We start from the raw sequence: 23185 nt of genomic DNA on the forward strand, positions 1-23185 counted from the left end.
ATCCTCAACTCTGTATGATAGAAACGATTGACTTTAGTAAATCGGAACAATATACGTTATCCATCCGCCTCAGTGCGGATGGATTTTCTTTTTCTGTATTCAACCCTCTCAATGAAGGTGAACTCTTTTTCCTTGACCGTAAAGTCGAAGAATCACTCTCCCTCACAGCCAACCTGAAACAGACTTTCCGCGAAGTAGAATGGTTAAAACATCCTTACCGCCGGGTAAATATACTCATGGCAGGTAAACGCTTTACCCTTGTACCGTTGGAGTTTTTCGAGGACGAGCAAACGGAAATGCTCTTTTACCATAACCATCCTAAACGGGAAAATGAAGTTATACAATACAACATTCTGCGGAAGAATAATACCGTAGTACTGTTCAGCATGGACAAAAGTGCCCGTTCGTTTCTTTGCGAACAATATCCTGATGTGAGGTTTTATTCACAAGCAAGTTCATTCATTGAACACTTCTCCAGTAAAAGCCGCTTGGGAAACAGTAGGAAAATGTATGTGCACCTGCGGAAAGATGCTGCCGAACTATATTGCTACGACCGCAATCACCTGCTCCTTGCCAACTCTTTTGAGTGCAAACAGACAGCAGACCGTATCTATTACCTATTATATATATGGAAACAGCTTGGTTTCGAACAAGAACGCGACGAACTACATCTTACCGGTGAGTTGTCCGACAAAGAAACTTTGCTCAGTGAACTACGAAAATTCATCCGGCAGGTATTCGTAATGAACCCTGCCACTAACCTCGACCTACAAGCCATAACCCTATGCGAGTAATCAGCGGAATATATAAAAGAAGAAGATTTGACGTACCTCGTACCTTCAAGGCGCGTCCCACAACAGACTTTGCCAAAGAGAATCTGTTTAATGTACTTGCCAACTATCTGGATTTTGAAGATGGTGTATCTGCCCTCGACCTCTTTGCAGGCACAGGCAGCATCAGTATAGAACTGGTATCACGCGGTTGCGATCGTGTAATCAGCGTTGAAAAAGACCGGGATCATCACGCTTTCATTTGCAAAATCATGCAGGAAGTGAAGGATGATACTTGTATCCCCATCCGTGGCGATGTATTCAAGTTCATCAAAGGGGGACGCGAACAGTTCGATTTCATTTTTGCCGATCCTCCGTATGAATTACAAGGGCTGGAAACCCTTCCTAATCTTATCTTTGAAAATAACCTGCTGAAAGAAGGAGGCCTGTTTGTACTGGAACACGGCAAGAAAGACAACTTTGAGAATCATCCGAACTTTGTAGAACGGCGGGTATATGGAAGTGTAAACTTCTCATTCTTCAAACAGCAAGCTTCAGATTTATAACAGTGGTGCCATCAAGCGCACCACGCTCTCGGCAGCTTTCCGCCACCAGGGACGCTTCACCCAGTTTTTAAGGAAGACTTGTACGCAGTCGCGCTGATCCTGAAGGAAAATCTCCCGCATTTGCAATGCCGTTTCCGTATCATAGATAAAGGCATTCACCTCGAAATTATGCTCAAAGCTACGGAAGTCCACATTGGTAGAGCCAACAGTGGAAAGCTCATCATCCGATACCATCAGCTTGGAATGCAAGAAGCCTTTCTTGTAGAAATAGACTTTTACACCTGCCTGCAATACATCCGCCAGATACGAACAGGAACCTAAATGCGTCAGACGGTTATCCGCACGCAGAGGCAACATCAGACGCACATCCACTCCTGCCAATGCTGCAGTTTGCATAGCGGCCAGAATCTGTTCCGTAGGCAGAAAATAAGGAGTCTGTATATAGAAGTATTTCTTTGCACCGGAAATTGCCATACTCAATCCTTGCATAATCTCTTTCCAGGGGCCGATGGGGTCGCTCGTTACAATCTGCACCAAAGAAGTACCGACCGCTTCCATCTTCGGAAAGTAACGGGAAGCACTGATCAAAGTACGGTCAACAAAATACCAGTCGAGCAGAAAAGCAGTCTGCAGACCATGCACCGCTTTACCTTCCAGTAAAAGATGGGTATCGCGCCAGATGCCCCATGAGAAACCACGCATATATCGTTCTGCCAGATTCATTCCACCTACAAATCCCACACGCCCGTCAATCACCACAATCTTACGGTGATTACGGTAGTTCACCTTACTGGTGAACAGCGGAAAACGTACTTTCAGGAAACTACGCACTTCAATGCCTGCCGAGAGCATCTCATCATAGAACCGATTGGGCACATGCCAACACCCTACATCGTCATAGATAAGACGCACTTCAACGCCTGCCCGCGCTTTCTCCACCAATACATCGCGTACCATACGCCCGATAGCATCGTCTTCAAAGATATAAAATTCAATATGAATATGTTGCCGCGCATTCTGCAGCTCCTTCAACAAGGATTGCAGCATGGAGCCGCCATTGGTATAGATTTCGATACGGTTACCGTCGAAAGGGAATGCCTGGGTCGTGTTGCGGAACAGGGAAATAAGCCGACTGTAAGCCATCGGCAAAGTAGTGGCATCCTGCGCCAGATATTCCACCATCGGTTTATTCAGCAGACGATTATAAATCTTCTGCCCTATGATGCGCTCCCGCCTGCGGCTTCGTCCAAAAAAGAAATAGAAGACTAACCCCACAACAGGCAGGAACATCAATACCAGTATCCATGCAAGCGTCTTCACCGGATTACGATTGTCGAGGATAATGACAACAATTGTTCCGATGATAGCGCCAAAGTAAATAATATCAAAGGCGACGGTAGCTACTTGGTTGAGTATATAGTTCCAGTCAATCACAAAAGCAAATATAGAGAAAATAAAAGAATTCCTGTTTATTTAAAAGGAAAATCAAAAAAAGTCCCCTTCCATTTCTTCAACAGAGTAGCAAATGGAAGGGGAAACTTATAACAAAAACTGGTTAGGAAACTTTAGAAATGACGTCCACCGCCAAAGCCACCGGGACGACCACCAGGTCCGCCGGGACCTCCATGACCTCCAAATCCGCCTCTACCCTGCATCTTTTCACGGGCAGCCTTGCTACCGAAGATATTCAGACGATAGATGAAGTGTACCATGCAATAACTGTTGATACCGTTATATTCGGAAACCGAACGGCCATCTGCTGTCAATGAACGGCTGATGTTACTTTGCTGTTTCAAAATGTCATAGAGTTCAAGGCTGACAGTAGCCGCACCTTTCAGGAAGGTTTGCGAAAGCTGTGCATTCCAGATCAATTCATTACGGTTCATACTTGCATCCGTATAACCACGACGGCTCTGATTAGCAATATTGGTAGTGAAAGTCATGTTCCAGGGAGCCATCAACTGAGTATTGGCACCATAAGAGAATGTATAAGGTTCCTGATTATTCTCCGGACGCAGTTTGCTACGCTCAGCAGTATAAGAGATAGAACCATTCAAGCCGAATTCAAACCAATCGTTACGGTAAGCACCATTCAAACGCTCACTCAACGTCAACCCTGTTGTCTTATTCTTATCATCCACTTTGGTATCCTGATTATATAAGAACGCTACATTATTCTGGTAATTGACATTAGTGAATGAGTTGATAGTGTACTTCTTATTCTTCAATGCCGTATTGAAACCAAACATACCGAAAGCACTCCAGTTACCATTGATATTCTTCGGTGTAGTAGTACGCGCACCGGTCTGATCATCATATTCGGTACTGTTACTGATGCTGTTCTGCGTAGCCGAGAAGCTGGCATGAGTCATGATACCCCGCTGGAGTTCTGCATTATACGTATTGTAGAACAAACGCATAGAGTGCGTGAACGAAGGTTTCAAACCCGGATTACCGACACGGATATTCAGCGGATTAGAGTTGTCCACAATCGGCAACAAGTTCTCCATGCTGGGCTGACCGGTACGTCCGCGATAGTTGAAGCGCAATTGGCTTACTTTCGAGAAACGGTAACGGAAATCAATATTCGGAGCAAAGTTGAATACCGAACGCGTCGTATCAATCATATAGTCGCCTTTCTTATAAGACAGTTTGGAGTTCTGCGGTTGGAAAGAAACACCGGCACTCAACTGGTACTTCTCACGGATGAAACGCAAGGATACAGAAGCATCGTGGTTGTAGTATCTGTACTCGGCATACTTACCTAAACTATCTACCGCATGATTCTGATACCCCACTGGCAACGGGTCGCCAATTCCCCACTCCGGATTGATCTTATATAAGTCGAAAGTCGTCTTGTCACTCTCACTGTACTTATACTGGAACTGATAACTGAATTGCAGGAAAGTGGCCCGCGCAATCGGTTCGCTATACGTGATCTGTGCACTATAACTATAATCATTCGTCGGCGTAGTGATATACTGGTTACGGATCAACGTAGAGTCCGGGTTCGTAGGAATCTGGTAATAACGTGTCATCGACTCCGTATACTGGTTATTGTCATTATCTCCATAGCCGAAGCGTCCGCGGAATGTAACATTACGTCCCTTATCATTCAGTTTGCGGTTGATCTGCAAAGTAGCATCCGTTGAAACGCTCTTGCTATCAGAAAGCGAACCCGTGTTTGTAGCATTCACACGAATATCTTTCAACGGGTCTTCGTTATTTATCACATCAAAATCAAGATAGTCATTCGGGTTAGTAACCAGATTGTAAGGATCTGCATTGAAGGTCCCCGACAAGGAACTGGAAGAATTATCCGTCTTTCCATAAGAGAAGTTCGGACGGAAGATGATATTCGTCATTGAATCCGGCTTCCACTCCAAACGGAAATCAGCATTAAATGTCGAATTCTTGTTCCTGTTGAGAGAGTTTGAATTGGAATATGAATTGCCATTCTGTAAGAAACGCTCGGATGAGTTGACATTGGCAATGTCAGCATCATTGTAGTTGTAACGGGCACTACCGCCTAACTCCAATTTGGCAGTTTCGGTAGCAAAGTTAAGTCCCAGTTCCTTGGGAGCATTCAAACCATTGTTACGACGCCAACGCGGCCCACCGCCACCACCGGAAAAGCCCTGATTATTCACATTGTTGGCAGAGGCAATAAAAGAAACTTGTGTCTTATCTACGAAGCGGTTCAACATCAAACGTCCTGCATAGCGATCTTCAGTACCTACGGCAGCATCGGCATTACCGAACCAACCCTGATTCATACCTTTCTTAACGGTCAGGTCGAGCACGGTTTCTTCTTCACCGTCATCAATACCTGTGATACGTGCCAGGTCCGATTTCTTATCATAAGTTTTCAACCGGTCAATCATGTCCACCGGCAAGTTCTTCAAACCCGTCTTCACGTCTCCGCCGAAGAATTCCTTTCCGTCTACCATGATCTTCTTCAGATCCTTACCATTGATTTTCACGTTACCATCGTCATCAATCTCGGCACCGGGAAGTTTCTTCACCAACTCTTCCAGCATGGCACCTTCGGGTGTACGATAAGCAGATGAATTATACACTAATGTATCTTCCACTACCTGTACTTGCGGAGCTTCCGCGGTGATCACCGCTTCTGCCAGCATCACGGCATCCGTCTTCAGAGCCAGTGTACCTACATTCTTATTTGGGGTTTGAGCCGACAGTTGCAAAGGAAGCACTGTGGGCTGGAAACCGATATAGGAAACTTTCAATACATACTTCCCAGCCTTTACTTTGGGCAGGGTAAAATACCCCTGTGCAGTAGTGGCGATACCCGCCGCAAATGCGCTGTCAGGTAACGAAAGCAACTGTACTGTGGCTTGTACTGCGGGCTCTTTCGTGTCATCCTCGATGACACGCCCCGCTACGGTAATGTTCTTAGTTTGTGAGAAAGCGGAAAGTGCGGTTGTCAGCAATAACACTATTCCGATGATTACTTTTTTCATGCGCCTGTTTTTTATGAAACAAAATGTCTGTTTTTACACTGTTTCATTTGACAAGCTTTCAATGGAAAAGTTTAATGAGGTTTAAATAAAATATTCTAATTATCGACGATCTCGCTTAAACAACCGATCAACCGTCGCTTTTTTTATACCAAATTCCAAGCAAAGAACATTCAATATAAGGAAGATCAAAAAGGAGGAAGTATCCACACTCATGATGTCACCTTTCCATACCCGATAGAGCATACCGCCAAAGATAAACAACACCGTCAGGAATATGGCATTACGGGTAGCCTGATTGCGTATCTGTTCGGTTTCCTTGCTTTCATTCTTTGTAAAAGCAAACAGAATCATCAGCGCACCGAGCATCATCAATAATTTGGAGCACTCTTTATAAAACAAAAGGTTACCATCCGTCATTTTCCCTACCATCAACATCAGGAAGGGGAGAAACAATGCCAATGCTATCACAGAATATCCTAACGGGCGGCAATATACCGGTAATAATGCTTTCATTTTTTATAAATTATAAGTTATGAAGTCTAAAATATCTATCCGAGTGATGTAAGTTTTATGATTTGCAAAGATACTCCTTTCGCAGAGAAATCCCATCTTTAAAGAAGATAAGCTGCATCTCAGCATAACTTTTTCATGTCGGTATGGAAGTTCTGCACTCGATTTGCATTATCTTTGCAGAGCAAAAAAAGACAAATACATCATGAGTAAACAAGAAGTAATCCTCTGCGAAGAACTGGAAAGCAGCTTAACAACTGCCATTGGGAACTGCCCCCATGACAAGCTCTTTATCCTGACTGACGAGCATACACACCGCCTTTGCTTGCCACAACTCAACAACATTCCGGCATTGAAAGAAGCAACGGAAATCATTATCGGTGCCGAAGATGTACACAAGAACCTCGAAACCTTGGCTTCCGTCTGGCAAGCCCTGAGTGAAAAGGGAGCTACGCGCCATTCATTGCTTATCAATCTGGGAGGTGGCATGGTGACCGACCTGGGTGGCTTCGCCGCCTCTACATTTAAGCGGGGCATTGCTTATATCAATATCCCTACTACCCTGCTGGCTATGGTAGATGCTTCCGTAGGAGGCAAGACAGGTATCAACTTCAACGGGTTGAAGAATGAAATCGGCGTCTTCGCCCCTGCCGCCAGCGTACTCCTTGAAACTGAATTCTTGCGCAGCCTCGACGCCCATAACTTCTTCTCCGGCTATGCCGAAATGTTGAAGCACGGACTAATCAGCACTCCGGAACATCTGGCGGAATTATTGGCTTTTGACACGGACAAAATAGATTATGCAGTCCTGAAGTCAATGGTAGGTCGCTCCGTACAAGTAAAAGAAGACATCGTGGAACAAGATCCGCTGGAACATGGCATCCGCAAGGCCCTGAACCTGGGACATACCGTAGGACATGCTTTCGAAAGCCTTGCCCTTGCCGAAGGACACCCTGTGCTGCACGGCTATGCCGTTGCCTGGGGAATTGTTTGCGAACTATATCTTTCTTATATAAAAGTAGGTTTTCCGAAAGACAAAATGCGCCAGACCATTCAGTTTGTGAAAGAGAACTATGGTGGTTTTGCCTTTAACTGTAAGCAGTACGACCAGCTTTATGAACTGATGAAGCACGATAAGAAGAATACCGCCGGTGTCATAAACTTTACGTTATTGAAAGAGGTCGGAGACATTTGTCTGAACCAGACGGCTGATAAAGATACGATATTCGAAATGTTCGATTTCTATAGAGAGTGCATGGGGGTATAACGCCTTCTACTGTATCCCCTCTCCTTACGGAAATTCATTTTGCAGTTCCAGCATTAAGATGCCGGTTTTTGCCAGTTAATTGGCAACGCTGTGCCACCGTGCTGGCAAATGTTTGCCACCGCGATGGCACAGTTTTGCCAGCAGGGTGGCAAGATTCAGGCTACATACGAAACTTAAATTAGATAATAGTAAATCAGACGACAAGTATATTTTTCTTCTCATTTTAGACTGCCTCTTCATTTTTTATCGTACTTTTGCGGTGTCGAACCATTATTAACTCACAGCAGGGAAACCTGCCAAGAAATCGTGGCGGGCATTTTATGCCCGTTCACGCCACTCCTATATGGCGGTCCCTGTACCCCCATGGGGAGTGTTAATGCACCTCCAAATACTAGCTGTGGGTTTAGTGTTCGACAATGGGACAGGCAGGGATTGCTCTTTTAGTTTCTTTACCTCTCCCATGAATCGAATTATTCACCTTTTAAAACTTAATGATTTATGGAAAACAACACTCAGTCGGTAACCGCTCAGGAATTACCCAACACAGCAATGTTCCCACGCGCACACTTCCCATCAGAGGAAGCCATGAAAGCGTACTATTTACAATTGATTGACATCATGAATATAGCGTATATGGCAGAGCCTTCGGAATATATAAGCCTCCAATGCCTGCACCGTAAATTAAAACAATATGTCCATGTTTTACGACTGATAGGCACGCACGAATGGGGAAAAGGTATCGCCGAATTACAAGATGCCAGCGGGATCTATATGTTAAAAAGTACCCTCCCACACAATACTCTCCTACAAGCTAATCGGGAAATAGGCCGGCATTTGCAATTCATTACACAACTGGCAAGCAACGTAGGTTTTCTGAAACAGCTGGAAGGCATCTTATGTTACCATCTTCAAAACGTAGAAGGATTATTGAAGAAGTTGAAAGAAGAATCGATAACTGCTCTGTAGAATGATAATAGGACGAGGGGTAAAATTGGAATTTTACTCCTCGTCCTATTATTTATAGAAACAAGAATTACAAGCAAATAACAGGCTACAGCATTACTTATACTAATTCTAAAATAGAGCAAACTTTATACCATAACAAATTAAGAATAAGAAAGATGTATTATTCAGTCGGATTATAGTGACATAAAAATCAATAGAAATGTTTGCTATTTAAAAATAAAGCACTACTTTTGCATCCGCAATTCGGGATGTAGCTCAGCCCGGTAGAGTACGCGTCTGGGGGGCGTGTGGTCGCAAGTTCGAATCTTGTCATCCCGACTACCGATAAAGCATTGATAATCGCAAGGTTATTGATGCTTTTTGCTTTTTTACGAATTTCCACCTAATGGTGGTTGACGCTAAAAGTTCTCGTACACATTCACTTTTAAACACATAAAAAGAGGTCTCCACAATGGAAGACCTCTGAAAAAAACTCCAAAAGGTGGTGTCAAACAACAAATCAGAGTGTTACCGATAATAATTCTTTCGCAAATGAATGAAGTCCGCTGCAAATGCGTTCCGCCTGCTGTCTACGAGGTATAGAACGACGATTCAAGTAATTGGAAAGCTGCTTTTGATTGATACCTGTAATCTTCTCCATACCAGCTAAAGAAAGGAACTTTGAATAATATTCCAAGAAACTCGCTACGTCCAACTTAAATTCAATTTCGTACTCGCCTTTGATTTGTTCCGGCCATTGTTCTACAGGTAAATTCTTCTTAATCAATCTAATTGCCTCATGAATATCATCCTTTACAGCCTGTATGCTATCACCCGCGCCATAGATACCGTCACAATTGTCCGAATATCCGTCGTAAAAATCCTTGCTTTTCTCAATCACTACAATAATTTTTTCCATAATCCTACCCTTTCTTTTTTAGAAAGTACGGGAATCAAAGCCCATACTTCTTGATTCATTTATTAGCCAACCCCTTACCCATTTCTTTAGCCCCATGATAAGGAACAGGCTCCGTTAATTCACCTTTTTCATTCTTATAAAAGTAATGGCTTCCTTCTGCATGGTCGAACTTCCATCCTTTCTTAATGAACATCCGGTGTAATTCTGTACTTTTCATAATCTTATGATTTGTTGTTTGACTTCACAAAGATAGCAGAATTACCACTATCCGCAAGCAAAACAATAGCAATATTACCATCATTTAACCCCTTCGGTAGAGTTTCCAGATGCTCAAGCATTCGCTCTTTCATAGCATAAATGGTTGGTATATCGTGAGGATTCAAAGGATAAAGATCGACTAGCCATACCTGCAAATATACCAGCAGTAAAAATAAATCAAAATTTCAGACTATCCTTTTTCGTTTTTACGGACTAATACCTATATTTGCATAAAAACACATTTAATATACTTATGAAGAAACTTATTGCTTACATTGCCCTTAGTTTCGCGGCAATAACCAGCTATGCAACCACTCCCCTCTGGATGCGTGACGTACAGATCTCACCTGACGGAACAGAAATCGTATTTTGTTATAAGGGAGACATCTACAAAGTGCCTGCCAAAGGCGGAACAGCTACACAACTCACTACGCAAGACTCTTACGAATGTACTCCGATATGGTCACCGGATGGCAAACAGATAGCCTTTGCAAGCGACAGGAACGGGAATTTCGATATCTTCATCATGCCGGCAAATGGGGGAACAGCCCAGCGACTGACTACTCATTCAGCTACTGAACTACCCTCCGCTTTTACCCCGGACGGCAAATATATTTTATTCTCAGCATCTATTCAGGACCCGGCAAGCAGCGCCCTCTTTCCTTCAGCCGCCATGACTGAACTCTACAAAGTTCCTTCAGTCGGCGGACGCACCGAACAAGTACTGGGCACTCCTGCCGAAGCGGTATGTTTCGATAAGTCCGGTAACCGCTTTTTCTATCAGGACCGCAAGGGAGGTGAAAACGAATGGAGAAAGCACCATACTTCTTCCATCACCCGCGATGTATGGATGTACGATACCAAAACAGGTTCACACACCAACCTTACCCAGCACGCAGGTGAAGACCGCAATCCGATAGTATCACCGGATGGACAAACCGTCTACTTCCTGAGCGAACGTAATGGCAGCTCATTCAACGTATATTCTTTCCCGGTTTCGCAACCCCAATCGATAAAAACAATTACCAGCTTTAAAACCCATCCCGTACGTTTCCTTTCAATGAGTAACAACGGCACCTTGTGCTATGGATATGATGGTGAGATTTATACCCAGCAGGAAGGCTCGAATCCCCGGAAGATAAATGTAGAAATCATTCGTGACGACCAGCCACAAATAGCTTATCTGAAATATCCGGATAGAGCAACCTCCGCCACAGTTTCACCGGACGGCAAGCAGATTGCTTTCACTGTACGCGGTGAAGTATTCGTAACATCGACAGACTATACCACCACCAAACAGATTACACATACGGCAGCAGAGGAAGATGGTCTCTCGTTTGCCCCGGACAACCGGACGCTGGCCTATGCCAGTGAACGCAGTGGTAACTGGCAAATTTATCTGGCTAAAATAGTTCGAGAAGAAGATCCGAATTTTCCGAATGCAACTTTAATAAAGGAAGAGGTATTATTGCCTTCTACCACCGTAGAACGTTCGCACCCGCAATTCTCACCCGATGGTAAGGAACTGGCCTTCATTGAAGACCGCAACCGCCTGATGGTACTCAACCTGGAAACCAAGAAAGTACGCCGGATCACCGACGGTTCTACCTGGTACAGCACAGGCGGAGGGTTCGACTATGCATGGTCTCCGGACAGCAAGTGGTTCACATTGGAATTTATCGGAAACAAGCATGATCCATATTCGGATATAGGTCTGGTCAGTGCACAAGGCAATGGCGAGATCATCAACCTGACCAATAGCGGATACAGCAGCGGTTCACCCAGTTTTGCGCTCGATGGCAATGCCATTCTTTTCACTACCGAACGCTACGGTATGCGTGCACATGCTTCATGGGGTTCGCTGGACGATGCTATGTTAGTATTCCTGAATCAGGATGCATACGACAAATTCAGCCTGAGCAAAGAAGACTACGAACTATATAAAGAAGCAAACTCCGACCGGAAAAAGGTTGCCGCAAAGGACAGTAGTAAGGTAAAGGATGTCGTGGTGGAATTGAAAAACATAGAAGACCGCATCGTGCGCCTGACACCAAACTCATCGAATATGGGAAGTACTCTCATCTCCAAAGACGGAAAAACTCTCTATTATCTGGCCAGTACCGAAAGCGGTCGTAACTTATGGAAGATGGATCTGAACAAAAAAGAGACCAAGTTGCTCCATAAAGTAGATGCCGGCTGGACCTCTCTGGAAATGGATAAAGAAGGAAAGACTCTCTTCATTCTGAACGGTAAGAATATGCAGAAAATGAACATGGCTTCCAATGACCTGAAACCCATTAAATATCTTGCCCAAGTAAAACTGGATCTGGCCGCCGAACGCGAATACATGTTCGACCATGTATACAAGCAACAGCAGAAGCGTTTCTATAATACCAACATGCACGGGGTCAATTGGGACGCCATGACGGCTGCTTATCGCAAGTTCCTGCCACACATTGATAATAACTATGACTTCGCCGAACTATTGAGTGAATGGCTGGGCGAATTGAACGTCTCCCATACCGGAGGCCGTTTCTATCCGGACGGACAAAGTGAACCGACAGCCAGTCTGGGACTACTTTTTGACTGGAATTACCAGGATAAAGGAATGCTCATCGCTGAAGTGATAGAAAAGGGGCCGTTCGACAAGGCCACTACAAAGGTGAAAGCCGGTGTCGTTATTGAAAAGATCGACGGTAAAGAGATCACTCCCGAAGCCGATTATTATGTGCTTCTCAATGACAAGGTAAAAAAGAAAACACTTGTTTCATTGTACGATCCCAAAACGAAAGAACGTTGGGAAGAGGTAGTAATCCCTATCAGAGACAGTGAACTCAGTACATTACTTTACGAACGCTGGGTTAAGCAACGTGCAGCAGACGTTGAGAAATGGTCGAACGGTAAACTGGGATACGTGCACATCAAATCAATGGGTGATGACAGCTTCCGTTCCATCTACTCGGACATTTTAGGAAAATACAACAACTGTGAAGGTATTGTCATCGACACCCGTTTCAACGGAGGTGGTCGTCTGCATGAAGATATAGAGATACTGTTCAGTGGCAAGAAATACTTCACACAGGTGGTTCGCGGCCGTGAAGCCTGCGATATGCCGAGCCGCCGCTGGAACAAGCCTTCCATCATGCTGACGTGCGAGGCCAACTATTCCAATGCACACGGTACACCGTGGGTATACAGCCATCAGCAACTGGGCAAGCTGGTAGGTATGCCTGTGCCGGGCACTATGACCAGCGTATCATGGGAGCGCTTGCAAGATCCGACACTGGTATTCGGCATTCCTGTGATTGGTTACCGCCTGCCCGATGGCAGTTATCTGGAGAATACGCAGTTGGAACCGGATGTAAAAGTAGCCAATTCGCCCGAAACAATCGTGAAAGGTGAAGATACACAATTGAAAGTAGCAGTAGAAGAATTATTGAAAGAACTGCAATAGATAGGGATTATTAAGGAGCCAGACTATGAATTTGGCTCCTTTTTCCGTACCTTTGCGGCAAAATCAACAAATTCTAAATTCATGTTTGCTGACTTACTCAATTCCTCCTATTTCGCCCTCTTCCTCATCGTCGCATTGGGCTTCATGCTGGGAAAAATCAAAATCAAAGGTTTATCGCTGGATGTTTCCGCAGTTATTTTCATTGCTCTTCTCTTTGGACACTTCGGTGTAGTTATTCCTAAAGAATTAGGAAACTTCGGATTGGTACTTTTCATCTTTACTATCGGTATTCAAGCCGGTCCCGGTTTCTTCGACTCGTTCCGAAGTAAAGGTAAGACCCTAATCATAATCACCATGCTGATTATTTGCTCGGCTTCCCTTACTGCTGTTGGGCTTAAATACCTTTTCGACATCGATACCCCCAGTGTAGTAGGCTTAATAGCCGGAGCACTGACCAGTACACCAGGGCTTGCCGTAGCCATCGACAGTACAAATTCTCCGTTGGCATCCATTTCCTACGGTATCGCTTATCCGTTTGGAGTTATCGGTGTGATCCTGTTTGTAAAGTTGCTTCCCCGTATTATGCGCATTGACTTGGATAAGGAAGCACGCCGACTGGAAAAAGAACGTCGCGGACAGTTTCCCGAATTGACAACCTGTATTTATCGCGTCACAAACCCTGCCGTATTCAACCGTAGCCTGATGCAAATCAATGCACGTGCCATGACAGGGGCTGTTATTTCACGTCATAAACACGATGATGTTATTTCCATCCCTACAGCTCAGACGGTGTTACATGAAGACGATTACATACAGGCAGTAGGTAGTGAAGAAGCTCTGAACCAACTTTCGGTCTTAGTTGGAGAACGCGAAGAAGGTGAATTGCCTTTGGTAGATACTCAGGAAATAGAATCCTTATTACTGACCAAAAAGGATATGATTAATAAACAGTTGGGGGATTTGAACCTGATGAAAAACTTCGGATGTACGGTAACACGTGTCCGTCGAAGCGGTATCGACCTGTCTCCGTCACCGGATTTAACTCTGAAATTCGGCGATAAACTGATGGTGGTAGGAGAAAAAGAAGGGCTTAAAGGATTGGCCCGCTTACTGGGAAACAATGCTAAAAAGCTATCTGATACAGACTTCTTCCCTATTGCAATGGGTATTGTTTTGGGAGTACTGTTCGGCAAACTGAATATTACTTTCCCCGGTGGTTTATCTTTCTCTCCGGGATTAACGGGCGGTATTTTGATTGTAGCTCTGTTCTTAAGTGCAATTGGTAAGACAGGACCTATTCTGTGGTCTATGTCCGGACCTGCTAACCAATTATTGCGTCAGTTGGGATTGTTGCTTTTCCTTGCCGAAGTCGGCACCTCGGCTGGTACCAATCTTGTAGCAACTTTCCAGGAAAGCGGCTGGCTGCTATTTGGAGTAGGTGCTGCTATTACGCTGGTACCTATGTTAGTAGCTGTGTTTGTTGGGGTGTTTGTCTTCAAAATCAGTATACTCGACTTATTGGGAACCATCACCGGTGGTATGACCAGTACTCCGGGACTTGCAGCGGCAGACTCTATGACTGACAGTAACATTCCGAGTGTAGCTTATGCCACGGTTTATCCTATTGCAATGGTATTCCTTATACTGTTTATCCAGATTATTGCAACTATGGTTTAAGTCCAACAAATATAGACTTGATTAAATGATTTCATTTCAATATAAAAGGTGAAATCATTTTTTATTTTTATACCGATTGTTTGTCTTGATTTATCAACGTCAAAAGAGGTTTTTGTAACTAATTGGTTATCAGCAACCTTATAATAACCTTATCTCAGTATAGGACTGAGGTACCCTAAGTATGATACTGAGATACCCTAAGTATACGACTGAAGTACCCTCAATATACGACTATGCCTCGAATATTAAATTATTGTAAGGAATTAGTATTATATCAAGCATTTATATACTAAAACTACGATTCGAGTTGGATGCACAAAAAATAGGTTTCTGCCATTCATCAAGTCCGGACAGAAACCTATTTACTTCAACTAAAGGAACTTTTTCTATTTTACTCCATGTAGACCATATCGTCCTTTCTCTCACCTTTATACCAATCAGTATATGATTTGCATCCACTATCAGCCCACTTCGTATACATAGGATAAGCCTCATCAATCCGGATATTCTCCAAGCACCATTTGAAATCAACTGATGGAATTTCAAGTACATTCGGGAAATCAGCACTATGTACATTATAAGAATTAAGATCAAAAGTAGCCTTTCCGTTATTCAGCATCGGAATGTATTCACTAGCTTTCGGTAAGGTTATCTGAATGACCTCAGTTTCCACCCTTGAAGAACCTTTACGCACATTCATATAACCAGTCAGATTTTCAACATAGATCTTACCATTGATTCCAAAACTATTATTGAAATTTGCTCCTGTTGCCATAACCTGAATATAGGCCAACACCTCATTCTTAATATTGGCGGACTCCTCAATACGGAACCTCACTACAACATCGTTAAAGTCATAGTCTCCCTGGCTGGGATAGTTGTCCTCAAACAACCACATTCCTTGCCATACAATCTTAGACGGATCCAGTTCCGGAACCGGAATTTCAATTTCAGGTTTCAAAGTCGGAGTCGATTCGATCAGACACAGCAGGTCGTTGTAATCCTGATCAAACCATCCACTTGGAATTTGATCTTCCATACCCAATGTCTGATACTCCTTACCACCAAACACCAGTGTTCTGATAACTCCTGACGTCAGCAATATATCGTTATGCCCCAGATTAAATCTCGGAGTTGAATACCGATAAAGACCTGACGAATACGAGCAGGCAAAGCCTATCTTGCAATTGGTAAATTTACCAAGCGCTATCTTTGAACCAATCGTTTGGGTTCCATCAAATACAAGTTTCATATCCAGATCTCGATAGTCATTGACCTCATCTGTATAGGTATAATAGTACAAACTGTTATTGAGATGAGCACCACCATTACCCACATAAGTAATCCAGACTTCAGTCTCCTCACTTCCAACTATCAAATCGGAACACTCAGTATAGCAATCACTTGGCGTATTCCTAATCCCTTCCGGATAAAAATTATTGATAGCTGTAATCAACGCATCACTCAGCTCGCTCTCAGCTCTCGTAACACCTTTATTTACAACAATATCCCCCTTCGAATAGGTGGACATCTGACCATTCATCAACAGATATAACTTATCTGTAGCTTTAGGAATTCTGACAGTTTCCGTAAACGGAGCATAGCCAATCAAAATTGGTTCTCCTACCAGATGACCATCCACATAAGGATCACCGACATAGAGCAGGCAGCGAGTATTTTCCGTAGTATTAACACTCACGCTAATTTCATCAACCAAAGAGAAGTCTTTGCCAGCCTCCGGTTCCTGATAAGAATTCTTCACTTCGCATGACAGCAACGCAAAAATACCTACAAATAACAATAATAACTTCTTCATACTTTATTTATAAAACGAACATATTTAGCACATTATTCCTACGCAAACATACAGTATTTACAACTAATAAACAAATTAAAGACTAATAAAATCAAATAAATGAAATCATCCTAAAAGCACATCATATAATGCAAAGCTCACACAAAACAGAAATATATCAACATTAACTATCTATTACTTTTATGATAAATAAAGCAAAACCACCCACTACTTTTAGCAAGTACTTGCTATTTTCAACAAAATTCCCCTAAATTTGCATACGATATAAATACCAACTAAATATGAAAACATTGAAAGTCCAAACCATCATAAGCCTGACAACTTGCTTTTTCCTGATTCTGGCAGTTACTATTTGTAAGGGAAACAAGTTCGGGAGCATTCTCTCCGATGAGAAAAATGCAACAGAAAACTCTACAGGAGCTTCCGATATATTACGGCATACGGATGAAGGAGTACAGATAATATCTACCCGGCAAATAACGAAAGATATCAACGGATATGGAGGAAATGTCCCTCTTGAAATCTATATGCAGGATAACCGCATTACAAAAGTGGTGGCATTGGAAAACTCTGAAACACCCAGCTACTTTGCCAAGGTACGAAACAGTGACCTGCTGCAACAATGGAATAATCTATCACCGGAAGAAGCAATCAATAAAGAAGTAGACGGAATATCCGGAGCTACAGAGTCTTCGGTAGCTATTATCCAATCCATCCACAGGGCAATGGAATATGCAAAGGAACATTCGGCCGACAAGCCTGCAACTGCTTTCAGTTTTGACTGGATACTTTTCCTGGGTTTACTGGCAGGTATTGCACTGTGCACCCTGATTATTGTATATTTCTCCAGAAAGCCTAAAGGACAAATGACACAATATGTACTGAACACTTTCAGTCTTGCCTTGGTTATAGTAGTAACTGCATTATCTATTCAACCGAGACCAAATCAACCTAATAAGATGGAGGAACCTATTATGAAACAAGATGATAAACTTTCCGTTCTTGAAGCCATACATGCAAGAACCAGTATCCGCTCTTATCAACCACAAGAAGTAGAGGATGAAAAAATAGAGCAGCTGTTAAGAGCTGCCATGGCTGCTCCCACAGCAACCAATAAACAACCTTGGGCTTTCATTGTCATCAGGGATAAAGAGATTCTAAACGAATTGAGTTCTACCCTTCCTTATACCAAAATGGCAAAGGATGCTCCACTGGCCATCGTAGTATGTGGAGATTTAAATAAAGCTATCAGTGGTGCAGGTATGGAGTACTGGGTACAAGATGCTTCGGCTGCAACAGAAAACTTACTGCTGGCTGCACAAGGTTTAGGATTAGGGGCCGTATGGTCAGGAGTTTACCCTATGGAAGAACGGGTAAAAGAAGTACAGAAAATACTCCTATTACCTAAAGATATCATTCCTCTGAACGTAATTCCAATCGGTTATCCGACCGAGAATCCACTTCCGAAAGATAAATGGAAACCGGAAAATATTCATTATAACCGCTGGACAGAGAGCAAATAAAAAGAAGCAATTATTCATCCATATCATCCAGATGTATTTCCAAAGCCTTCACCGAAATATAAATCTCGTATACAGAAATAGCCAGAGAAATAATCAATAGCACCATTGCCAATCCAAAAATATAGATGGATACAAGATAGAGCTGTATATAAATAAAGAACATACTTACAACACACAGCAACAAACTGCCTGTTCCCGTCACCTGCATGGCACGTGTCAGATACAGGCGTTTACGAAGATTTGCGATCTGTGCGGCGGTTACTGACGAATGATTTCCCCGATACTGTTCCTTCAATGTACGTACCAATTGGGCATACGACATGAACCGATTGGTATAAGCCAGCATAATCAATGAAATTGCCGAAAACAGCAAAGCGGGAGTCGTTAAATCTATTTCCATATTTTCTATTTCCTTAAAAGAGTTCAGTTGAAAGCAAAACTACAAAAAAACTTTGTTTTTCTATCCTTATAGAATAGAAAAGGATAGAATTCACTAAAACTTACTTTTACTACTCCTTTCCATCATCTCCCGACTTCTCACCTGAAAGGAGGTCATCTTCAGCCGAAGTATTTTTATTAATGCCCCGTTGATAAAAAGAAGGCGCTATCCCGAACTGTGCCTTGAAACATTTGCTGAAATAAAAAGGATCATTAATTCCTACCTGATAGGCAACTTCTGCCACAGTCAGATTGTCAGGGGAAAGCAACAGTTCTGCAGCTTTTTTCATTCGAAGCATTCGCAAATACTCATTGGGTGGATAGCCTGTCAGACCACGCAATTTTCGATAAAGCATACTCCGCCCTAATTTCATTAATGATGCAAATTCATCCACAGTAAACTCCGGACGAGAAAGATTTTGTTCTAAGATAGCAGATACGCGGTCGACAAACTCTTTATCCCGATCAGTAGTGTAAACCTCCGGACGAATAATTCCAGGTTCACTGGAATACTTTTCACGCAACTTATCACGTTGTTCTATTAACTTACAGACCTGCGCCAACAACAGTTTGATGCTGAAAGGTTTAACAATATAAGCATCGGCTCCGGACTCAACCCCTTCCAGATGTTTCTCCGGAGAATTAAGAGCTGTCAACAAGATTATAGGGGTGTGACTGGTACTAAAGTCTGACTTCAATTCTTTTGTCACTTCAAAACCTGTCATTCCCGGCATCAGCACATCGCATATTATCAGATCGGCATCATACGAACAAGCTTTCTTGAAACCTTCTTTTCCATCCGAAGCTACTTCCACCTCAAAATAGGCACCGACTTCCTCTTTCAGAAACTGACGGATATCATCATCATCTTCAATAATCAGAATCTTTCGTTTATTCTCTACCTGAATAGAAGAAGTGTCTGCAACCGATTCTTCACTCATTTCATCCAGATGGGAGGCATATTTCCTGCTTTCATTCAGCAATTCCCCCGGTATCAGAAAGTCCTTCTCATCGTAAACATTCTGGTCTATGGGAAGATAAACTGTAAATACAGAACCACCACCCGTATTCTCCGTATATTCTATACTTCCTTTGTGTACCAACACTAACTCGTGCGTCAGGTGCAAACCTACTCCAATACTATTGCCGGAGAAACTACTTTGCATGAAGCGCTTAAACAGTTCTTCTTTCTTTTCCTTTGGAATCCCCACACCTGTATCTGAAACTTGAATCTGCAAGCGTTTTTTTTCTTCATCCACCACGATGGAAAACAAAACACACCCTCCCGAAGGAGTATACTTAAATGCATTAGATAACAAATTATAAGTTACCTTATCCAGATTTCCCTTATCTATAAACATTTTATATACAGGCACTGAAGGAAGGAAGCGGAAATCCATCTTCTTTTGGTCGGCCACATCACCAAAGCTAAGGAATATCTCGTACAAGAAGGCTATCACATCTGTCTCTTCCAGTGATAATGCCAATTTATCATTCTGCATCTTCCGGAATTCCAGTAATTGATTGATAAGCCTTAACATCCGGTTCGTACTTTTCTCCATCGTCCGCAGAGGATGCACCAATTCCTGAGGCATACCGGCAAAACGCTGCATCTTTTCCAATGCACCCTGAATCAAAGTAAGCGGAGTACGAAACTCATGTGAGATATTAGTGAAAAAGACTAATTTATACTCAGCCAGTTGTTTTTCCACATGAATACGATTACGTAAGTTGTTTATATTACGAATTATGCGAAAAGTGAAATAAAGAGCAAACAGAATGAGCAATACATAACAGAAGAAAGCCCAATTAGTCTTCCAAAAAGGTGGCAGCACCGTAATCTTCAGCAAAGCTTCTTCAGTATTCCAGACTCCTGTTTCATTACGCGACTTCACATGAAGCACATAATCACCAGGTTCCAGATATTTATAAGATGCAACATTCATGGATGAAGGTGTACTCCATTCCTTATCATAATTTTCAAGCCAATACATGTACTGCGTTTGCCCACTATCCGAATAGTCGAAAGTGGAGAAGTGTATAAGGAATGAACTTTGAAAATATTTCAGTAAAATCTCCTCCGAATAAGCCAGAGATTGTTGCAAGGGAGAATCTTTTCCTCCGGGGACAGCCTGAATTCCATTGATGTATAAATCGGTAAAAGCCACCTGCGATAAAGGTGTACTACCATGTACCTTCTGTGGGTCTATGATAGTCAAACCATAATTGGTTCCGAATATCAAGTCTCCATCTTCTCTTATATAAGCACAATTCTCACTGTACACATTGCTTAGGGGATGAGAAGAAAAATAATAATTCTCAAAAGAGTATGTATCCGGAGTAAACCGGGACATTCCATACTCAGTAGCTACCCACAATTTACCACTCTTATCTTCGAGGATAGACTGCACGGAATTGTTCACAAGTCCTTCTATGGTTCCATAGTGGGTATAATCTAAACGAGCATATCCATCTCCCGGCTGACACAAGACCAATCCCATACCCGACGTCCCGGCCCACATTCGTCCTTTACTATCATGAAAAAAACATTTGATGTCATTACTGCAAAAATTCCCATGGGCATGGCTGAAAAGATGATAACGATCGGGGGCAGTAAGCAATGAATCAGGATGAAAGATGCAGACACCACCACTGGTCCCCATCCAAATCATACCTTCCTTATCTTCCTGAAAGGTGCGGACTTGATTAACACCATGCATATCCCGAAAGAAATGCCGAAATGTATACTTCCCATTCCCGGCAGGCAGAGCCAGATCGAGCCCACCTCCGAAAGTTCCAATCCACATACGTCCCTTTAAGTCGCGGTGAATAGCAAAGATATGGTCACTGGACAGAGAACCCGGATCAGTATCCTCATGTTTATACCAGTTCTCTCCCACTTTCAGACCTTCACCCCGAGTTCCCAGCCACATCTGTCCTTCAATATCCTGGGCAATAGCATAAATATTTGAATGAAAATTTGCTTCTCCCAACTTCCGGTGTAAAGAGGTATCATAGGTATAAAGCCCACCTTTACGGGTAGTAACTCCAATATGGCCGTCTGATGTCTGAGTGATCATTCGAATGGCATTAGAGCGGTCCAGCAGTCCGTTTCCGCCAGGATAAACACGAGTGGTTCCTTCATTCAGAACTGAGATACGGGATATTCCGGAAAACTCCGTGCTCACCCAGATTCCTCCTGTGCGATCTTCCATCACATACATCAGGAAATCAGAGTGAATACAACTCTTTTCGGTAATGTCAGCGGTGAAATGATGCAATTTGTTTTCGCCCACATCGTAAGCAAACAAACCATTTCCATATGTAGAAATCCAGATAATGTTTCTGGAGTCATGAACAATATGATAACGCTCGAAATCAATGTAATCCATCTTGTCTTCAGGGATGAAGCGAAATTCCTTTATTTTGCCAGTGGAGGCAAGGATATAATACACACAACCGGTATGATTGTAGATCCAATAATTGCCACGATTGTCACAAATCAATTCTCCCCGTTTCAGGTTCAGGCGCGAGTCAGCAGAATACTTCTGCGTTTCAAAGTCGTACATGTAAACGCCTTCAGTAGTAAGAACTATCCATTGGTTATGCAGACAGAAACTTCCTGTAGGAATGGCTTTTCCGACAGGTGGAACTGCAAGCCGAAACACTGTATTTTCTTGTTCTTGGAAACGATATATATCAGCCTGAGCCGTCAGGAAATAAACGTGATCTCCATGTGAGAAGGAAGAATAGAAGTTTTGCGACTCATCGACAAGGTGCACTTCTCCATCGACGACTAATGCCAATCCGCGTTGGGTACCTATCCAAATGCGCCCGGCAGCATCTTCCTGAACGAAAGTCACATGATTGTCGGGAAGACTTCCGGTTTCTTTTCGGAAAACAGTAGAAGCCATTTCTCTGCCAGGAAGATGAACAATACGCCGGCAACCATTCGTGGGATGCCATAACCAGACATCTCCATTGGTAGCCAAAAATAGTTTGGAATAGCTTTCACTCAATTCTCCTACACCTGTATAATCAACAAAACGTGCTCGCTGCAAATCGTAACAACTATATAGTCGAGAGGAAGTGCCTACCCATAGAAAGCCATGTTGATCTTCGGTGATATTGTAAATCCGATTGTCGGCAAGAGAGATATCTTTGCCATCATCGGGTTGAAAAGTAATAAAAGAATTACCATCATAACGGCTCAAGCCATTCAGTGAACCTATCCATAAGAAACCTTTGCTATCCTGATAGAGAGTACGGACAGTATTACCAGGCAAACCGTCTCTGGTTTTCATCTGTCGGGAGTGCAATTCAATGCCGCCATGCGCATACAGGGAAAAGGCAAAGGAGGATATAATAAGAAATAGGGTAAACCTTTGTTTCATAATACGATGCAAGATTAATATGACTATTTAGCAAAAGTAACAAGTTTGCAGGAATATCGGAAAAGTTTCCTCAAATATCTACAAACACAATCTTCGCCTGCAGAAACAGAAATCTGTTCCTATAGACGAAGATTATAAAACTTTTAAATAATCTGATATGATAT

15 protein-coding genes and 1 tRNA gene are annotated in these 23185 nt (G+C 42.9%); 8 read left to right on the forward strand and 8 right to left on the reverse strand.

Features of this window, described 5'->3' with window-relative positions; translation table 11 throughout:
• Positions 1-14 precede the first annotated feature (14 nt).
• Together DWW10_RS19970 and DWW10_RS19975 are read left to right on the forward strand one after the other, a co-directional pair.
• Complete coding sequence (locus tag DWW10_RS19970; protein WP_022392750.1) at positions 15-794, forward strand: DUF3822 family protein; 780 nt, start codon at positions 15-17, stop codon at positions 792-794.
• A complete protein-coding gene (locus DWW10_RS19975) occupies positions 785-1336 on the forward strand; it encodes an RsmD family RNA methyltransferase (protein WP_022392751.1) in 552 nt (183 codons plus the stop codon). Before DWW10_RS19970 ends, DWW10_RS19975 begins: the two co-directional genes overlap by 10 nt.
• On the opposite strand, the gene cls is transcribed toward DWW10_RS19975, so the two are convergent.
• The 3 genes from cls to DWW10_RS19990 form a co-directional block, all read right to left on the reverse strand.
• Positions 1331-2770: a cardiolipin synthase gene (gene cls, locus DWW10_RS19980; RefSeq protein ID WP_022392752.1), complete on the reverse strand. Its 1440-nt coding sequence runs from the start codon at positions 2768-2770 to the stop codon at positions 1331-1333. The genes DWW10_RS19975 and cls overlap by 6 nt on opposite strands.
• Positions 2771-2901: 131 nt before the next feature.
• Positions 2902-5820 (reverse strand): TonB-dependent receptor, encoded by a 2919-nt coding sequence (locus DWW10_RS19985; RefSeq protein ID WP_022392753.1) that lies wholly within the window; start codon positions 5818-5820, stop codon positions 2902-2904.
• 99 nt (positions 5821-5919) lie between these two features.
• Positions 5920-6333 carry a hypothetical protein gene (locus tag DWW10_RS19990; protein ID WP_022392754.1) on the reverse strand — a complete coding sequence of 138 codons (414 nt, stop codon included), beginning with the start codon at positions 6331-6333 and terminating at the stop codon, positions 5920-5922.
• Between the two features lie 202 nt (positions 6334-6535).
• Between DWW10_RS19990 and aroB the strand changes: the two genes are divergently transcribed.
• From aroB to DWW10_RS20005, 3 genes are all read left to right on the forward strand, one after another.
• Positions 6536-7597, forward strand: coding sequence for a 3-dehydroquinate synthase (gene aroB / locus DWW10_RS19995; protein ID WP_022392755.1), 1062 nt, complete (start codon positions 6536-6538; stop codon positions 7595-7597).
• A gap of 498 nt (positions 7598-8095) precedes the next feature.
• On the forward strand, positions 8096-8563 hold the full coding sequence (locus DWW10_RS20000; protein ID WP_022392756.1) for a hypothetical protein: 468 nt from the start codon (positions 8096-8098) through the stop codon (positions 8561-8563).
• A gap of 244 nt (positions 8564-8807) precedes the next feature.
• Positions 8808-8881, forward strand: a tRNA-Pro gene (locus tag DWW10_RS20005).
• Between the two features lie 181 nt (positions 8882-9062).
• Here the strand turns inward: DWW10_RS20005 and DWW10_RS20010 are convergent.
• A complete protein-coding gene (locus DWW10_RS20010) occupies positions 9063-9461 on the reverse strand; it encodes a hypothetical protein (RefSeq protein ID WP_022392757.1) in 399 nt (132 codons plus the stop codon).
• Between the two features lie 55 nt (positions 9462-9516).
• Positions 9517-9678: a type II toxin-antitoxin system HicA family toxin gene (locus DWW10_RS20015; protein WP_022392758.1), complete on the reverse strand. Its 162-nt coding sequence runs from the start codon at positions 9676-9678 to the stop codon at positions 9517-9519.
• A gap of 294 nt (positions 9679-9972) precedes the next feature.
• Between DWW10_RS20015 and DWW10_RS20020 the strand changes: the two genes are divergently transcribed.
• Both DWW10_RS20020 and DWW10_RS20025 read left to right on the forward strand, forming a co-directional pair.
• A complete protein-coding gene (locus tag DWW10_RS20020; RefSeq protein ID WP_022392759.1) occupies positions 9973-13173 on the forward strand; it encodes a S41 family peptidase in 3201 nt (1066 codons plus the stop codon).
• Between the two features lie 81 nt (positions 13174-13254).
• On the forward strand, positions 13255-14850 hold the full coding sequence (locus DWW10_RS20025) for an aspartate:alanine exchanger family transporter (protein ID WP_022392760.1): 1596 nt from the start codon (positions 13255-13257) through the stop codon (positions 14848-14850).
• 391 nt (positions 14851-15241) lie between these two features.
• Here DWW10_RS20025 and DWW10_RS20030 read toward each other — a convergent pair whose 3' ends face one another.
• A complete protein-coding gene (locus tag DWW10_RS20030; protein WP_022392761.1) occupies positions 15242-16666 on the reverse strand; it encodes an LruC domain-containing protein in 1425 nt (474 codons plus the stop codon).
• Positions 16667-16947: 281 nt separating this feature from the next.
• Between DWW10_RS20030 and DWW10_RS20035 the strand changes: the two genes are divergently transcribed.
• The gene (locus DWW10_RS20035; RefSeq protein WP_022392762.1) at positions 16948-18189 is read left to right on the forward strand and encodes a nitroreductase family protein; all 1242 of its coding nucleotides are present in this window, start codon (positions 16948-16950) and stop codon (positions 18187-18189) included.
• 10 nt (positions 18190-18199) lie between these two features.
• Here DWW10_RS20035 and DWW10_RS20040 read toward each other — a convergent pair whose 3' ends face one another.
• A complete protein-coding gene (locus DWW10_RS20040) occupies positions 18200-18589 on the reverse strand; it encodes a DUF2721 domain-containing protein (RefSeq protein WP_022392763.1) in 390 nt (129 codons plus the stop codon).
• A gap of 109 nt (positions 18590-18698) precedes the next feature.
• Positions 18699-23021 carry a hybrid sensor histidine kinase/response regulator transcription factor gene (locus DWW10_RS20045; RefSeq protein ID WP_022392764.1) on the reverse strand — a complete coding sequence of 1441 codons (4323 nt, stop codon included), beginning with the start codon at positions 23019-23021 and terminating at the stop codon, positions 18699-18701.
• Positions 23022-23185: the final 164 nt, after the last annotated feature.

The sequence above is a fragment of the Bacteroides intestinalis genome, from assembly GCF_003464595.1.
GTDB lineage: Bacteria > Bacteroidota > Bacteroidia > Bacteroidales > Bacteroidaceae > Bacteroides > Bacteroides intestinalis_A.

What these genes read in the sequence shown, in the direction of transcription:
- DWW10_RS19970 (WP_022392750.1), top strand. Translation starts at nt 15, where the DNA reads ATGATAGAAACGATTGACTTTAGTAAATCGGAACAATATACGTTATCC.
- DWW10_RS19975 (WP_022392751.1), top strand. Translation starts at nt 785, where the DNA reads ATGCGAGTAATCAGCGGAATATATAAAAGAAGAAGATTTGACGTACCT.
- DWW10_RS19985 (WP_022392753.1), bottom strand. Translation starts at nt 5,820, where the DNA reads ATGAAAAAAGTAATCATCGGAATAGTGTTATTGCTGACAACCGCACTT.
- DWW10_RS19990 (WP_022392754.1), bottom strand. Translation starts at nt 6,333, where the DNA reads ATGAAAGCATTATTACCGGTATATTGCCGCCCGTTAGGATATTCTGTG.
- aroB (WP_022392755.1), top strand. Translation starts at nt 6,536, where the DNA reads ATGAGTAAACAAGAAGTAATCCTCTGCGAAGAACTGGAAAGCAGCTTA.
- DWW10_RS20000 (WP_022392756.1), top strand. Translation starts at nt 8,096, where the DNA reads ATGGAAAACAACACTCAGTCGGTAACCGCTCAGGAATTACCCAACACA.
- DWW10_RS20010 (WP_022392757.1), bottom strand. Translation starts at nt 9,461, where the DNA reads ATGGAAAAAATTATTGTAGTGATTGAGAAAAGCAAGGATTTTTACGAC.
- DWW10_RS20015 (WP_022392758.1), bottom strand. Translation starts at nt 9,678, where the DNA reads ATGAAAAGTACAGAATTACACCGGATGTTCATTAAGAAAGGATGGAAG.
- DWW10_RS20020 (WP_022392759.1), top strand. Translation starts at nt 9,973, where the DNA reads ATGAAGAAACTTATTGCTTACATTGCCCTTAGTTTCGCGGCAATAACC.
- DWW10_RS20025 (WP_022392760.1), top strand. Translation starts at nt 13,255, where the DNA reads ATGTTTGCTGACTTACTCAATTCCTCCTATTTCGCCCTCTTCCTCATC.
- DWW10_RS20030 (WP_022392761.1), bottom strand. Translation starts at nt 16,666, where the DNA reads ATGAAGAAGTTATTATTGTTATTTGTAGGTATTTTTGCGTTGCTGTCA.
- DWW10_RS20035 (WP_022392762.1), top strand. Translation starts at nt 16,948, where the DNA reads ATGAAAACATTGAAAGTCCAAACCATCATAAGCCTGACAACTTGCTTT.
- DWW10_RS20040 (WP_022392763.1), bottom strand. Translation starts at nt 18,589, where the DNA reads ATGGAAATAGATTTAACGACTCCCGCTTTGCTGTTTTCGGCAATTTCA.
- DWW10_RS20045 (WP_022392764.1), bottom strand. Translation starts at nt 23,021, where the DNA reads ATGAAACAAAGGTTTACCCTATTTCTTATTATATCCTCCTTTGCCTTT.